The organism is Neisseria musculi (assembly GCF_014297595.2).
Lineage (GTDB): Bacteria > Pseudomonadota > Gammaproteobacteria > Burkholderiales > Neisseriaceae > Neisseria > Neisseria musculi.
This window is the reverse complement of record NZ_CP060414.2, coordinates 606,104-621,766: the sequence shown is the minus strand read 5'-3', so window position 1 is coordinate 621,766 and position 15,663 is coordinate 606,104. Positions and strand designations below refer to the sequence as shown.

Genomic DNA, 15,663 nt, shown 5'->3' with positions numbered 1-15,663 from the left:
TGAAAGGCATAGAAACCGCATAAGTCAGCTGCTTCAGACGGCCTTGCGGTGTGTGCCGGCAGGCAACAAAACTCAGGTGAAGCTGCCTCCCAAGCTGACGGCGCCGGTTTCGGCGCTGCCGGTGATGCTGCGGAAGCCTGCAAACAGCTCGCGGCCTACGCCGTAATGGTTGTTGCTCAAATCGTGTTCGGGGGTTTCGCGCGCAGCCCATTCTTTTTCATCGACCAATGCGGTGAGCTCGCCGGTAACGGAATCGAAGCGGATTAAGTCGCCGGTGCGGATTTTGCCGATACCGCCGCCGAGTAGGGCTTCGGGGCTCATGTGGATAGAGGCCGGTACTTTGCCTGATGCGCCCGACATGCGCCCATCGGTAACCAAAGCCACTTTGAAGCCGCGATCCAGCAGAATCGCCAAAGGCGGGGTGAGTTTGTGCAATTCCGGCATACCGTTGGCGCGCGGCCCTTGAAAGCGCACCACACACACGAAATCGCGCTCCAACTCGCCGCGCTCGAATGCGGCCAGCACTTCTTTTTGGTCGTTGAACACAATGGCGGGGGCTTCGATAACGCGCTGGCTGTCTTTCACGGCAGACACTTTAATCACGCCGCGGCCGATGTTGCCCTTCATCAGGCGCAGGCCGCCATCGGGTGAAAACGGGCGGGAAAACGGACGCAGAATATCTTCGTTGCGGCTTTCGGCCACGGCATCACGCCATTCGAGTTTGCCGTCAATCAGAAACGGCTCTTTAGTGTAGACTTCCATGCCGTATCCGACCACGGTTTCCACATCATCGTGCAGCAGGCCGTTGTTGCGCAGCTCGCGAATCACAAACGGCAGGCCGCCGGTGGCGGCGAAATGATTGACATCGGCCTGACCGTTGGGATAAACGCGGATCAGCAGCGGCACAATCGAAGAGATTTCATCGAAATCGTCCCAATTGAGAATGATGCCGGCCGTACGCGCCATTGCCACCAGGTGCATGGTGTGGTTGGTGGAGCCGCCGGTGGCCATCAGGCCGATAACGGCATTGACAAACGATTTTTCATTCAACATTTCGCCTATGGGCTTGGCGGTTTGGTTTTTGATGCTTTCGGCCAAATGGGCGACAGCGTGGCGGGTGAGCGCTTCGCGCATCGGAGTGTAGGGGTTGAAAAAGGCGGCGGCGGGCAGGTGCAGCCCCATCATTTCCATCATCATCTGATTGGAGTTGGCGGTGCCGTAAAAAGTGCAGGTGCCGGGGCTGTGGTAAGAACCCATTTCGCTTTCGAGCAGCGCATCGCGGCCGACTTTGCCTTCTGCAAACAATTGGCGGGTGCGGGCTTTTTCTTTGTTGCCGATGCCGCTGGTCATCGGCCCTGCGGGCACGAAAATTCCGGGAATATGGCCGCAGCTGAGCGCCCCCATCACCAAGCCGGGCACGATTTTGTCGCATACCCCGAAAAACAGTGCGCCGTCAAACATTTGGTGCGACAGGCCGATTGCGGTGCTCATGGCAATCACATCGCGCGAAAACAGTGAAAGCTCCATGCCTTCATAGCCTTGGGTGATGCCGTCGCACATGGCGGGCGTGCCTCCGGCCACCTGGGCGGTTGCGCCGTGTTTTTGCGCTTCGTCTTTAATCCATGCGGGAAATTCGGCAAACGGCTGGTGGGCGGAAACCATATCGTTATAAGCAGTAATCATGCCCAAATTGGGAATATTGTGTTTGAGCATTTCGATTTTGATGGTTTTGGGCATGGCAGCATAGCCGTGTGCGAGATTGGAGCAGCCCAATTGGTCGCGCTCGACACGCCCCTGCTGCCTGAGTGCGCGGATACGCATCAAATAAGCTTCCCGCGTGGGGCGGCTGCGTTCGGTGATGCGCTCTGTGACGGCGGCAAGTTTGGGATGGATTTCGGTCATGATGCGGCCTGCCTTTCGTGGTAGTGGTCGGCGGTGTTTCTTCAAATGAGATGTGTAAAGTTGTTGTGCGGCTGGGTTTGATTGCAAACGGCAGAGGCCGTCTGAAAAGCCTTTATTGGATTATAATACAGTTTGTAGTTAAGTTACAGAATAATGCTTGAACTATGTCAAATTTTGTTTCGCGGTTCTGTAACAAAATAGCATTCAGGACGGGCGGTTAGGTTTAACCTGCTCTGTTTTTATTTAAAACAGCATAGACAAAACGTGTAGCGCTGTGTAGGATTGCTACTGGGTTTCAGGCGGTGGCAGCAGGTTTCCATATGTAATTACAAGCCCGTATATCCGTATTATGATGGCTGCCATTTTGTACAGAGCAGACCGGAGCCGGCGGCAGCGCCGGTTTTCCAAGAATAGGCAAATCAACTTTGATGAAAGAAAAAACGATGGATAAGCAAACAAATTTTGACTTGGTGCTGTTTGGCGCAACCGGAGATTTGGCCATGCGCAAACTGCTGCCCTGCCTCTATCAGGCCCACGTTGCCGGCCTGCTCCACCCCGCGGGCCGTATTTTGGGAGTGAGCCGCAGCGAATTGGATACCGCAGGCTTTCTCGAAAAAGTAGACTCCGATTCCAAAATCCACATCAAACAGAATTTCAGTGAAGAGGCGTGGGCTTCTTTTATCAAGCGCATACACTATCTGACTGTAGATGTAACCCGGCCCGAAGATTTCAAAGCCTTGGCCGAAGCCGTGAAAGCACGCCGGGAAACCGACAACGTGGTCATTTATCTCTCTACCGCGCCGAAATTTTTTGCCCCTGCCTGCGCCGAGCTGGCCAACGTGGGCTTAAACGGCAGCAATGTACGCATCGTGCTTGAGAAACCGCTGGGTACCGATTTGAAATCCTCCCAAGAAATCAACACCGATGTAGCACGCTATTTCCAAGAAGAGCAGGTTTACCGCATCGATCACTATCTGGGCAAAGAAGCCCTGCAAAACCTGCTGGCGCTGCGTTTTGCCAATCTTGTGTTCGAACCGCTGTGGAACAACAAATATGTGAAAAGCGTGCAGCTCACCATTGCCGAGCAGTTGGGCGTTGAAGAGCGCGGCGAGTTTTACGACATCACCGGTGCCTTGCGCGATATGGTGCAGAACCACCTGATGCAGATGCTGTGTATGACCGCGATGGAAGCGCCCAAAAGCCTCGATGCCGATGATGTGCGCGATGAAAAACTGAAAGTTATCAAATCGCTCAAGCCACTCACTTATGCTGATGTAGATACCGATGTGGTGCGCGCGCAATACACCGAAAGCAAAGGCATGAACGGCTATCTGCAGGAGCGTAACGTGCCCGCCGGCAGCCGCACTGAAACCTATGTGGCCATCAAGGCCGAAATCAACAACGAGCGCTGGGCAGGCGTGCCGTTTTATCTGCGCACCGGCAAGCGTTTAACCGGCAAAGTGGCCGAAATCGTGTTGAACTTCCGCGACCTGCCCCGGCATATTTTTGAAAACAGCCAAGCCGCGCCCAACCGTTTGGTTATCGAATTGCAGCCCGCCGAGTCGGTACGCCTCTACACCCAGGTCAAAACCCCGGGTGCAGGCAACAAAGTGGAGCTCACCGCCCTGAGCGTGGACATGGGCAAAGAGATACAAGGCCGCCGCGCCGAAGCCTACGAGCGGCTGCTGTTGGACGTGATTAACGGCAAGCTGGCGCTGTTCAACCGCCGCGACGAGTTGGAAGCCGCTTGGGAATGGGTGATGCCGATTATGGAAAACTGGGAAAACAGCTCCACCCCGCCGCACGGCTACCCCGCCGATTCATGGGGCCCCGAAGCTGCCCGCAACCTGCTCGCACGCAACGGCGACAAGTGGCACGAAGAGCAGTAAATGTTTTTCAGACGGCCGGCAGCCTGCGCGGCATGAAAGCTGCCGTAAACAAAACCGTATGGCCGGCACCTTTTGAAAACCGCCACGGCATCGGCCCGCATCGTGCTGCCTGCATTACATTATCTGAGGGTTGCCGCTTTGCGGCCGTTTCCCGCTTTAATGAGCCGGGCAGCAGGCCATCTCCTTCTGTGCAAGGCCGCCCGGCATACAGCACGGCAGCGCTGCCGCCGCATAAAGCGGATTAGAACGGAAACAAAAAACGCCCCGCAATAGTAGTGTGCAGCAACTGTTTTTTTGCCGCCGGCTGTAAAACCGGCGCCGCCCGGCAGCGTAAAACAGGCTCAGGCCGTCTGAAAGCCGGGGATAACAACCGAACCAGGAGAAAATTTATGGCTTATCAATGGCATTCTTACGAAAACGCAGCCGCGGCTTCTGCCGCATTGGCCGATGCGGCAGAAGCTGCCCTGCAACACGCGCTGAACAAAAAAGGCAGCGCCGTTTTGGCCGTTTCGGGCGGCCGCTCCCCCATCGCCTTTTTCGAGGCCTTGTCGCAAAAAAATCTGGATTGGCAGAATATCGGCATCACCCTGGTAGACGAGCGCATCGTGCCCACCACCCACGCCGACAGCAACACCGGCCTGGTGCGCCGGCACCTGCTGCAAAACCAAGCCGCCGCCGCACAATGGATTCCCGTGGTGGAAGCCGGCACAACCGAAACCGGTTTGCAGCCCGAAACCGTGGTTCAGACGGCCTTGCAGCACTATCGGCAGCCCGATGTGCTGGTGTTGGGCATGGGCGGCGACGGCCATACCGCATCGCTGTTCCCCCAAGCTCCGCAGCTCGATAAAGGTTTGGACAGAAATAACCCGACCCCGCTCCTGCACACCACACCCGTTACTGCGCCGCACGAGCGCGTGAGCATGACGCTGGCTGCTATCGCGCAAACCCCCGCCGTGTTTCTGGCCATCGGCGGCGCAGAAAAAAAAGCGGTGTTTGACCAAGCCGCCGCCGCACCCAACAAAGCCTACCCCGTCAGCTACATCATCAACCACGAAAAGGTAAACTGCCATGTCTATTACGCAGCATAAAAAAGCCGCCCCGCCCCAAACATCTGCACAATGGCCGCGCCTGGTGGCCGATATAGGCGGCACCAATGCCCGCTTCGCGCTGGAAACTTCGCCGCAGCAGATTGAAAAAATCGAAGTGCTGCCCTGCAACGATTACGACACCATTATCGATGCGGCAAGAGAATATCTGCGCCGGGCAGGCAACCCGAAAATCAGCCACGCCGCCATTGCCATTGCCAATCCGATTACCGGCGACTGGGTTCAGATGACCAACCACCATTGGGCGTTTTCCATCGAAACCACCCGCCAGTCGTTAGGTTTGGAAACCCTGATCATGCTCAACGACTTTACCGCGCAGGCGTTGGCGATTACCCAGGTGCTGCCGGAAGATTTGGTGCAGGTGGGCGGCACCCGGCCCCAGCCCAATGCGCCCAAAGCCGTGATCGGGCCGGGAACCGGCCTGGGCGTGAGCGGCCTGATTCCAAGCAATGCAGGCTGGGTGCCCCTGGCCGGCGAGGGCGGGCATGTGAGCTTTCCGCCGTTTGACGATGCCGAAGTGATGATCTGGCAGTTTGCTAAGAAAAAATACGGCCATGTGTCTGCCGAACGCTTTTTAAGCGGCGCCGGCCTGACGCTGATTTATGAAGCGCTGGCCACCAAAGAAGGGGTGAAGCCGCAAAAACTCACTCCTGCCGAAATCAGCGAGCAGGCCTTGAGCGGTTCATCGCCTTTGTGCCGCCTAGCCTTGGATATTTTCTGCGCCATGCTCGGCACCGTGGCCTCCAACTTGGCCTTAACGCTCGGCGCCGGCGGCGGGGTGTATCTGTGCGGCGGGATCATTCCGCGCTTTATCGACTATTTCAAATATTCGCCGTTCCGCAGCCGTTTTGAAAACAAGGGACGCTTCGATGCCTATCTGGCAGCGATTCCCGTTTATGTGGTACTGAGCAAATTCCCCGGTCTTCAGGGCGCGGCGGTGGCATTGTCCAACCATCTCAAGGGCTGCAGCAACAACACAGCGGCACTGGGCGGGGCGGCCGATGGAGCAGCCAAAGAATAAAAGTTGCCCAACTGCAAATTGAAACAAACAATCGAACCAACATAAGAAAAACACAAGCTGTTTCAGACGGCCTTATCAAACCCGACAGGCCGTCTGAAAAGCCATAAGCCTCAATAAGAACAATCATCCGGAAACATTATTTATTTGGAAAACACACTATGTTAAGCAAAATCAGCGAATCATTAAGCGGTTTATCAGGCGCAGAGCGCAAAGTAGCCGAATCGGCATTGGCCGAGCCCAAATGGTTTGTACACGCGGCCGTGGCCGAAATCGCCGAGCGCGCCTCGGTAAGCCAGCCCACCGTTATCCGTTTCTGCCGCAGCCTGGGCTATAAAGGACTGCCCGAATTCAAACTGGCCTTGTCGGCCAGCATCGGCCACGAAGGCATGCCTTATGTGCATGAAGAGCTCAATGCCGACGACGATATGGCCAGCGTGGTGGAAAAGGTGTTGGGCAATGCCGCTGCCTCCATACTCGGCGCGCGCCGGTTTTTGAAAGAAAACGAGTTGGAAGCCGCCATCGCCCTGCTCACCCATGCCCGCCGTATCGAATTTTACGGTGTGGGCAACTCGGGTATCGTGGCACAAGATGCGCAGCATAAATTTTTCCGTTTCGGCATTTCCACTGTGGCCTATGTGGACACCCATATCCAGCTGATGGCGGCATCGGTGCTGAGCAATCACGATGTGCTGGTGGTGATTTCCAATTCAGGCTCCTCTATCGAACTGCTCGATGCAGTAAGCATTGCCAAAGAAAACGGCGCGGCGGTGATTGCCATCACCCGTTCGGGCTCGCCGCTGGCGCAGCTTGCCGATTGCGTGCTGAGCATTGCCGCCCAAGAAAATGTAGAACTCTACACACCGATGGTTTCGCGGCTGCTGCAATTGGCCGTTATCGACATTCTTGCCATCGGCCTGGCTCTGCGGTTGGGCGAAACCGCCAGCCTGCAACTGCAAAAAAGCAAGCGCAGCATTCACAGCAAACATTTGGAATACGATAAAGACAAGGATCCAAAATCATGAAACATTTACAGGATTTACCTTCTTGGCGGGAGCTTTGGAAACATTTCGATGCCACCAAAGGCCTGCATATGCGCGAAATGTTCGAGCAAGACCCCGAACGCGCCCAACGCTACTGGCTCGAAGTGGGCGGCATCACGCTGGACTATTCCAAAAACCGCATCACCGATGAAACGCTCGAGCTGCTGTTCAAACTGGCGCGCGAAGCCGGCCTGCCCGAGCGCATCAAACAAATGTTCCACGGCGAAAAAATCAACGAAACCGAAAACCGTGCCGCGCTTCATATTGCCCTGCGCAACCGCACCAACTCGCCCATCGAAGTGGACGGCGAAGACGTGATGCCCAAAGTAAACCACGTGCTGCACCGCATGGGCGAGTTTGCCCACGAAGTGCGCAGCGGAGAATGGCTGGGCTACACCAACCAAGTGATTACCGATGTGGTCAATATCGGCATCGGCGGCTCCGATTTGGGCCCGCTGATGATGTGCACCGCGCTCAAGCCTTTCGGTCATCCGCGCCTGCGTATGCACTTCGTTTCCAATGTGGACGGCTCGCAACTGCGCGATGTGTTGGAAAAAGTGCACCCCGAAACCACGCTGTTCATCATTGCCTCCAAAACCTTCACCACCCAAGAAACGCTCACCAACGCCCTAACCGCCCGCGAATGGTTTTTGAAACATGCCGGTGAAGAAGCCGCGATTGCCAAACATTTTGCCGCCGTTTCCACCAACATAAAAGCGGTATCCGAATTCGGCATCGACACCGCCAATATGTTTGAATTTTGGGATTGGGTGGGCGGCCGCTACAGCCTGTGGTCGGCCATCGGCCTGCCGATTATGCTGTTTTTGGGTGAAGAAAACTTTATCGAAATGCTCAACGGCGCCCACCTGATGGACCAGCACTTCGCCAATGCCCCTCTCGAGCAGAATATGCCGGTGCTGCTGGCGCTGATCGGCATCTGGTATATCAACTACTACGGCGGCGGCAGCCACGTTATCGCCCCTTACGACCAACACCTGCACCGCCTGCCCAAGTTTATCCAGCAGCTGGATATGGAAAGCAACGGCAAGCAGGTTACGCTTGACGGTCAGCCTGTTGCACACGAAACTGCGCCGATTATCTGGGGCGAAACCGGCATCAACGGCCAACACGCCTTTTTCCAACTTCTGCATCAGGGCACCCACATCACCCCCATCGATCTGATTGCCTCGCTCGAAAAACGCAGCAATCTGCCCGGACACCATGAAATCCTATTGGCCAACGTGTTTGCGCAGGCCGAGGCCTTTATGCGCGGCAAAACGCCCGAGGAAGCGCGTGCAGAGCTGACGGCACAAGGCTTGGCGGCCGAAGAAGCAGAGGCTTTGGTGCCGCACAAAACCTTTTCGGGCAACCGCCCCAGCAACATCATTCTGATGACTAAAATCAACCCCCGCAACATGGGCAGCCTGATTGCGCTCTACGAACACAAAACCTTCGTTCAAGGCGTGGTTTGGGGCATCAACAGCTTCGACCAATGGGGCGTGGAGCTGGGCAAACAGCTTGCCAAAACCATTTTAAACGAGCTGACCGGCAAAACCGCCGTGCAGCCGCACGACAGCTCGACCGAGCGCCTGATCCGCCTTTACCGCAATACCAATTGCAGCAAAACAGAAGGCTGCTGAACCAGCCCGGCCGTCTGAAACCCTTTTTCAGACGGCCTCTGCAACGGGCAGTAAATGCAGATGTAGTAAAATAACAGTATCCATTATTCTCCGGCATTGATATTATCGGCTGCCCTCAGAGAGGGGCCGACAATAAAATTGCCGAAGTTTTCAGAATCATGATTTAAGCAACAAGGATATGATATGTCAGAGCAAACGCAGCAAAACAACACCTTTGCCTTATCGGTGTTGACCACACTATTTTTCATGATGGGCTTCATCACCTGCATGAACGATATTCTCATCCCCCACTTAAAAGAAATTTTCAAACTTTCCTACACCCAGGCAATGCTGATTCAGTTTTGCTTTTTTGCCGCTTATGCCGTGATGTCGATTCCGATGGGCAAGCTGGTGGAAAAACTGGGCTATAAAAACGGCGTTATCGGCGGCTTTTTAATCGCCTCAGTGGGCTGTTTGCTGTTTTACCCTGCTGCCGGCAGCCACTCTTACCCGATTTTCTTGGGCGCATTGTTCATTTTGGCTTCAGGCATCGTGCTGCTTCAGGTTGCAGGCAACCCCTATGTAACCCTGCTGGCCAAGCCCGGTAAAGAATCCGCCACGCTCACGCTGATTCAGGCCTTCAACTCGCTGGCCACCATGATTGCCCCGCCGTTGGGTGCCATGCTGATTTTCGTGGATGCAACCGCCAGCGAAGCCGAGCGCATCTCTTCGGTGCAGATTCCCTATCTGGGGCTGGCCGGCTTTCTGATTCTGCTGGCAGTGGTGGTGAAAATGCTCCACCTGCCCGATGCGCGCAAAATCGCCGAAGAAGAAACCGAACACAACCACGACGGCAAAACCAGCGTTTGGCAATACAAACATATGGTTTTGGGCGCACTGGGCATTTTTTGCTACGTGGGTGCCGAAGTGGCCATCGGTTCGCTGATGATTAACGTGCTGGAAGCAACCGCAGGGCTAAGCCACACCACCGGCGCGTTTTATCTGTCGGTTTACTGGGGCGGCGCAATGGTCGGCCGCTTTATCGGCTCGGCCATGATGAACAAAATCCAACCCAGCAAATATCTGGCATTTAACGCCGTTGCCGCCACCACACTCATCATCATTGCCATTATGGCGGGCGGCGGCTTCATCACCATGTGGTCGCTGCTGCTGATCGGCTTTTTCAACTCGATTATGTTCCCCACCATTTTCTCGCTGGCCACCAAAGGCTTGGGCAAATTCACCGGCGCGGCTTCAGGCATTATCTGCACCGCCATTGTAGGCGGCGCGATTGTGCCGGTGGTGCAGGGTTTCTTTGCCGACAACATCGGCCTGTTGGTATCGTTTTTCGTGCCCGTTTTGTGTTATCTGTATATTCTGTTTTTTGCCGCCAAAGGGCATAAAGCAGACGAGAAAACCGCTTGATTGCAAACCTTGCTGATTTGAAACCCAACATGCCGTCTGAAATTTCAGACGGCATTTCTGTGCCCCGGCCGGCAAACCAAACCGCCGCACACCGCTTCTGAAATTGTTCTCCCCCCTGTTTCCCGATACAATCCCCTGTTTCAGCAACCCGTCAGGAACCGCCGTGCAGCCGCTTGAATATTGCCGCCGAAAAGCCGCCGAAAGCCAATCCAACTTTTTGGCCGGCTTTCGTTTTCTGCCGCAGCCCAAGCAAAACGCGATGACGGTTTTATACGCCTACTGCCGCGAGCTTGATGATGTGGCAGACGGCTGCTCCGATTCCCGCGTTGCCCTAACCACGCTCCACTGGTGGCGTGCCGATTTGGAAAAAGTTTTTTCAGACGGCCAAACGCCCGAACACCCCGTCTGCCAAGCCCTGAAAACCGTAGCGCGCGATTTTTCCCTGCCGCATAACGAGCTGGCAGAAATCATCAACGGCATGCAGATGGATTTAGAACAAGCCCGCTACGGCCGCTTTGAAGATTTGCAGCTTTACTGCTACCGCGTTGCCGGCGTAGTGGGGCGGCTGATTACCCGCATCCTCGGCTTTTCCCGCCCCGAAACGCTGGATTACGCCGGCAAAATGGGGCTTGCCCTGCAACTCACCAATATCATCCGCGATGTGGGCGAAGACGCGCGCAACGGCCGCATTTATCTGCCCGCCGAAGAACTGCAACGCTTCAACGTGCCGGCACAAACCATTCTGCAAGGCACGCCCACGCCCGAATTTGCCGAACTGATGGCATTTCAAATCACGCGCGCCCGCCAAACCTACCGCGAAGCGGTGGCACTGCTGCCGCACGAAGAGCGCAAAAACCAAAAAGCCGGCCTGGTGATGGCCAGCATTTACTTTGCTTTGCTGAACGAAATCGAGCGCGATGGTACCGGCCATGTTTTGCAATACAAAATCGCCATTCCCGCACCGCGCAAAAAGCGCATTGCCCTGAAAACCTGGCTGTTCGGATTTAACCCATGAAACCCACCGCACACCGTCCGAAAATCGCCGTTATCGGCGCAGGCTGGGCCGGCCTTTCTGCCGCCGTGCGGCTGGCCGGCCGTGCCGATGTCAGCCTGTTTGAAGCAGGCCGCCGGGCAGGCGGGCGGGCGCGCATGCTCGCAGGCGGGCAGGCCGGGTTCAGCTTTCTCGACAACGGCCAACACATCATGCTCGGCGCTTATCACGGCGTACTCGCGCTGATGCAGTTAATCGGCGTATCCGAGCAAAACGCCTTTCTGCGGTTGCCCCTGCAATGGCACATGGCCGGCGGCCTGCAGTTTCAGACGGCCTCCCTTCCCGCCCCGCTGCATATCGTTTTCGGCCTGCTCAAAGCCAAAAACCTGCGCTTTGGCGAAAAAACCAAGCTGCTCAACGACATGCATGCCTTGCAGCAATATCAAGAAGCCTCCCCCCTGCCCGACATGGCGGTTGCCCAATGGCTGCTCGAGCGCAACATTTCGCGCAAACTCAATATCCAGTTTTGGCGGCCCTTAGTGTGGGGCGCACTCAACACCCCGCTTGAACACGCCAGCCTGCGTATGCTGTGCAACGTGCTGCAAGACGGCGTATGGTCGGGCAAAGCAGGCAGCGATTATCTGCTGCCCAAACAGGATTTGGGCAGCATCATCGCCGAACCCGCGCTGGCGTTTCTTGCCGCACACGGCGCAGCCGTGCATTTGGAAACCCGCGCAGCGCGGCTGACCGGCCTGCCGGACGGACGGGTAGCGGTGAACGGGCAGGCCTTTGATGCCGCCATACCCGCCGTGGCCCCCTACCACGCCGCTGCGCTGATGCCGTCTGAAACGCCCGATAGCGTGGTGGCGGCTTTCAACGCCGTCCGCCACCACGCCATCACCACCGTTTATCTGCGCTACGCCGAAACCGTGCACCTTCCCGCCCCGCTCACCGGCCTGGCCGAAGGCACGGCGCAATGGTTTGTCCAACGCGGCGCGCTCGGCCTGCCCGCCAACGAAACCGCCGCCGTTATCAGCCTCTCCGACCTTATCGGCCGTCTGAAACCCGAAGAATGGGCGGCACGCGTGCACGCCGATTTAAAAACGCTCTGCCCCTATCTGGGCGAACCGCTGGCCGTGCGTGTGATTACCGAGCAGCGCGCCGCCGCCGCCGCAACCGTTGCCCGCACCCTGCCCGATTTATCGTGGCTGCATCTCCGCCGCATCTATCCCGCAGGCGATTATCTGCACCCGCGCTATCCTTCCACCTTAGAGGCAGCCGTGCAATCCGGCCTGAGCGCGGCCGATGTGTGTTACACCGATTGCTGCGCCGTCAAAAATGCTTTTTAATGTTGGTTTTTCAGACGGCCTGATGGATGATTGTGCGGGCGCATTCCGGCGGCTGCACCAAAAGAATCGAACGCATAACCGGTGTGCCCGCCGGCAGCCTGCTCCCCTTTGCAACGCCTGATTGCCCAAACCGGCACAGGCCGTCTGAAAAATACTGCAACACCCCACGAAAAAGGATCCCGCATGAAACCCCTGCAAGACAAAATCATTTTGGTAACCGGCGCATCGCAGGGCATAGGCGAGCAAGTGGCCAAAGCCTATGCCGCTGCCGGCGCTACTGTGGTGCTGGTCGCGCGCCACCAGAAAAAGCTCGAAAAAGTGTATGACGACATTGCCGCCGCCGGCAGCCCCGAGCCGTTTGCCATCTGCTTCGACCTGCTCACCGCCGAAGAAGCCGAGTTTGACCGCTTTGCCGCCACCGTTGCCGAAGCCACCGGCAACCGTCTTGACGGCATCGTGCATTGCGCCGGCTATTTCTACGCCCTCTCGCCGCTCGATTTCCAAACCGTGGCCGAATGGGTGAACCAATACCGCATCAACACCGTTGCTCCGATGGGCCTGACCCGCGCCTTTTTTCCGATGCTGAAAGAATCGCCCGATGCTTCGGTAGTTTTCGTGGGCGAGAGCCACGGCGAAACGCCCAAAGCCTATTGGGGCGGATTCGGCGCATCCAAAGCCGCGCTGAACTATTTGTGCAAAGTGGCCGCCGATGAATGGTCGCGCTTCGACAACCTGCGCGCCAATGTATTGGTGCCCGGCGCCGTCAATTCGCCGCTGCGCATGAAAACCCACCCCGGCGAAGCCCGCAGCGAGCGCAAAAACTACGAAGACATCATGCCGCAGTTTGTTTGGTGGAGCAGCAAAGAGAGCAAAGGCCGCACCGGCGAAATCGTATATTTGTAACACCATAATCTTGCCCGCACCTGAGGCCGTCTGAACACCCGCTTTCAGACGGCCGCAACGTTTTCTTTTATAATCCTGCTTTCCAACCCTTGCCCCAAACCATGATGCCGCACGTACTCGTTCTCCAACACCCCGTCCTTTCCCAATGTGATTTGAGCGTTTTAAACGCCCTGCAACTGCCTTCGGCCGAAATAAACGGCAGCGTGTTACGCATTCCCGTTTCCGCAACGTTCAGGCTGCCTGAAAATGCCGCCGCCGCGCTGGAGCGCCAACGCATCGACCATGCCGTGCTGCCCGATTCGGCCTTTTCCGATTTGGGGCTGATGGTGAGCGATATGGATTCCACCCTGATTACCATCGAATGCATAGACGAAATCGCTGCCGGTGCCGGCCTCAAAACACAAGTGGCGGAGATCACCGGGCAGGCCATGCGCGGCGAATTGGATTTCGAGCAGTCGCTGCGCCGGCGCGTTGCCTTATTGACCGGCTTGGGCGAACAGGTGTTGCAGCAGGTGTATGAGCAAGTGCTGCAGCTCTCGCCCGGTGCGGGATACCTGCTGGCCGAGTGCAAAAAACACGGTGTGGCGTTTTTACTGGTGTCGGGCGGCTTCACTTTTTTTACCGGCCGCCTGCAACAGCGGCTGGGGTTTGAATACCACCACGCCAATGTTTTAGAAATTTCAGACGGCCGCTTAACCGGCAAACTCACCGGCAGCATCATTGATGCCCAAACCAAAGCCGATTTATTGGCCGGATACCGCGAAAAACTGGGGCTGGCCGAACATCAGGTGGCGGCGGTGGGCGATGGTGCCAACGATATCCCCATGCTGCTTGCAGCCGGCACGGGCATCGCCTACCGCGCCAAACCGAAAGTGCGGCAACACGCCGATGCCTGCATCAATTTCTGCGGCCTCGAAGCCGTGCGCGGCTGGTTCCGATAACAGCCTGCCGAAATCCGCCGCCCCCGCCGTTTCCCGGTTTGCCCGGGCATATTTGGGTTGAAACGGAACAACACAGGCACAGGCCGGCTTTTCACCCGACCGACACACGGTTGTTTTAAATTTGCTGCCCAACCCTGCCCTACATCGGTTTTACAGCCGTCCGGCGGTAAAACCATTGCCGCTCCGCCCCGTATTCCGCCCTTTGCCAAAACCGTTCAGGCCGTCTGAAAAATGCCCGGCAGCCGTCTGTTTGGCTCAGGCAGTTATTTTTTGCAGATACCCGGGAGTATGGCGCAAGCGTTTTACCAATCTGTGTTGCCGCTCCAAAATAATTAACAGCCGGGATTAAGCGGCTGCTTTGCAGAACTGCCCCGGTGCCCGGCAAACGTTCCCCATGCGGCTTAACCATCGGCTCCGCCTATATGGAAACAGCAGCCACCCCGTTTTCAATGGCAAGTGTGCCGGCCGCCTGAAAGAAAAACCGCATAGTTATCCGATTCCGGTAAACATGCGGTTTGCTGTCGGGCGGCGGCCGGTTGGGCAGCAGAATTCTAAGGTTCAACGGGCGGGCGGCCGTTTTTATATTGTTGGTGCGTAAAACAGACAAACCTGCTTTGCCCGGATAATATGTTCAGACGGTCTTGAAAGGGCCGTCTGAAAAAACCGAAATCAAAATGTTTGGAAGCCCCGCCGAACGCTCTCTGCGGCCTGATTCATTGCTGTTGCAGGCAGGCGGAATATGGAGATTCTGCTGATAATTGTCTGTTTTACTTCAACAGGTTGAAATAATCAGTCAAACCGCCGCCGCTCCAATCGCCGATAATCCGCCTGCGCGCTTGCCGCTTATTAACGCTCTTAAAATTAACTCTCTTAAAAGTTGGCCGGGCAGCCCTTGTGGTTCTCAACCTTCCACCACGCCCGCCTGTGCGGCACTGCTTTTCAGGCCGGCAACGGCAGCCTCACGGCCGGCTTCATCGGCATACATCATGCTGGTGCCGATAATCTGGCCGTTGGCGGCTTTCAGATTGAAATAGAGTTTGCCCGAAGTGCTGGTTTTCAACTCGTAGCGCGCATCGTTGCCTGCATTGTTGCGCACGGATTCGATGCCGTTTTGCGCCGAAGCCTTACTGGTGTATTGCTCGCTGCGCAGAATGGTTTTATCGTTATCGCCGACAAAATTAAAATGAAATTCGCCGGAATCGCTTTTTTTCAACTCAAAAATTGCCATTTGCAGTCTCCTTCTCTATTGGATTCAAGGGTTTTCGGGGGAACGTATGTTTTTGGATGCCTTACTACTATAATTATCGCCCTGCCCGCCTGTCAATACGCTATCCCCGGCCTCTGCCCCGGGGATGGTTTAGCGGGTTTGCATGTTTTTGTTACGCAACCGGCAAGCCGCAGACAATATACGCGGTATGCGCGCACTAAAAGCACGGCAATACTGCTGCACAGCAGGATAAACTCATGGCGTGCCGCT

General features: G+C 56.3%; 13 protein-coding genes. 10 read left to right on the top strand and 3 right to left on the bottom strand.

Features of this window, described 5'->3' with window-relative positions; genetic code table 11:
- Positions 1 to 72: 72 nt before the first annotated feature.
- Positions 73 to 1,902 (bottom strand): phosphogluconate dehydratase, encoded by a 1,830-nt coding sequence (edd, locus tag H7A79_RS03140; protein WP_187001022.1) that lies wholly within the window; start codon positions 1,900 to 1,902, stop codon positions 73 to 75.
- Between the two features lie 443 nt (positions 1,903 to 2,345).
- Here edd and zwf point away from each other — a divergent pair, with 443 nt between their 5' ends.
- The 8 genes from zwf to hpnE all read left to right on the top strand — a co-directional run bounded on the left by zwf (position 2,346) and on the right by hpnE (position 12,342).
- Positions 2,346 to 3,791, top strand: a complete 1,446-nt coding sequence (zwf, locus tag H7A79_RS03135; RefSeq protein WP_187001021.1) for a glucose-6-phosphate dehydrogenase — start codon at positions 2,346 to 2,348, stop codon at positions 3,789 to 3,791.
- A 389-nt stretch (positions 3,792 to 4,180) separates the two neighbouring features.
- A complete protein-coding gene (gene pgl, locus H7A79_RS03130; protein ID WP_187001020.1) occupies positions 4,181 to 4,879 on the top strand; it encodes a 6-phosphogluconolactonase in 699 nt (232 codons plus the stop codon).
- On the top strand, positions 4,860 to 5,918 hold the full coding sequence (locus tag H7A79_RS03125; protein ID WP_187001019.1) for a glucokinase: 1,059 nt from the start codon (positions 4,860 to 4,862) through the stop codon (positions 5,916 to 5,918). The genes pgl and H7A79_RS03125 overlap by 20 nt, the downstream gene beginning before the upstream one ends.
- A gap of 158 nt (positions 5,919 to 6,076) precedes the next feature.
- Positions 6,077 to 6,940 (top strand): SIS domain-containing protein, encoded by an 864-nt coding sequence (locus H7A79_RS03120; RefSeq protein WP_135036814.1) that lies wholly within the window; start codon positions 6,077 to 6,079, stop codon positions 6,938 to 6,940.
- Entirely contained in the window at positions 6,937 to 8,598 is a 1,662-nt protein-coding gene (pgi, locus tag H7A79_RS03115) for a glucose-6-phosphate isomerase (protein ID WP_187001018.1), read from the top strand. Before H7A79_RS03120 ends, pgi begins: the two co-directional genes overlap by 4 nt.
- 183 nt (positions 8,599 to 8,781) lie before the next feature.
- Positions 8,782 to 10,002 (top strand): sugar MFS transporter, encoded by a 1,221-nt coding sequence (locus H7A79_RS03110; RefSeq protein ID WP_187001017.1) that lies wholly within the window; start codon positions 8,782 to 8,784, stop codon positions 10,000 to 10,002.
- Between the two features lie 163 nt (positions 10,003 to 10,165).
- Complete coding sequence (gene hpnD / locus H7A79_RS03105; RefSeq protein ID WP_187001016.1) at positions 10,166 to 11,017, top strand: presqualene diphosphate synthase HpnD; 852 nt, start codon at positions 10,166 to 10,168, stop codon at positions 11,015 to 11,017.
- Positions 11,014 to 12,342 (top strand): hydroxysqualene dehydroxylase HpnE, encoded by a 1,329-nt coding sequence (gene hpnE, locus H7A79_RS03100; protein ID WP_187001015.1) that lies wholly within the window; start codon positions 11,014 to 11,016, stop codon positions 12,340 to 12,342. Before hpnD ends, hpnE begins: the two co-directional genes overlap by 4 nt.
- Here the strand turns inward: hpnE and H7A79_RS03095 are convergent.
- Complete coding sequence (locus H7A79_RS03095) at positions 12,339 to 12,527, bottom strand: hypothetical protein (protein WP_135036798.1); 189 nt, start codon at positions 12,525 to 12,527, stop codon at positions 12,339 to 12,341. The genes hpnE and H7A79_RS03095 overlap by 4 nt on opposite strands.
- Here H7A79_RS03095 and H7A79_RS03090 point away from each other — a divergent pair.
- Entirely contained in the window at positions 12,526 to 13,245 is a 720-nt protein-coding gene (locus tag H7A79_RS03090) for an SDR family oxidoreductase (protein WP_135036795.1), read from the top strand. The genes H7A79_RS03095 and H7A79_RS03090 overlap by 2 nt on opposite strands.
- A gap of 104 nt (positions 13,246 to 13,349) precedes the next feature.
- A complete protein-coding gene (gene serB / locus H7A79_RS03085) occupies positions 13,350 to 14,186 on the top strand; it encodes a phosphoserine phosphatase SerB (RefSeq protein WP_187001608.1) in 837 nt (278 codons plus the stop codon).
- 901 nt (positions 14,187 to 15,087) lie between these two features.
- Here the strand turns inward: serB and H7A79_RS03080 are convergent.
- A complete protein-coding gene (locus tag H7A79_RS03080; protein ID WP_135035592.1) occupies positions 15,088 to 15,414 on the bottom strand; it encodes a YegP family protein in 327 nt (108 codons plus the stop codon).
- Positions 15,415 to 15,663: the final 249 nt, after the last annotated feature.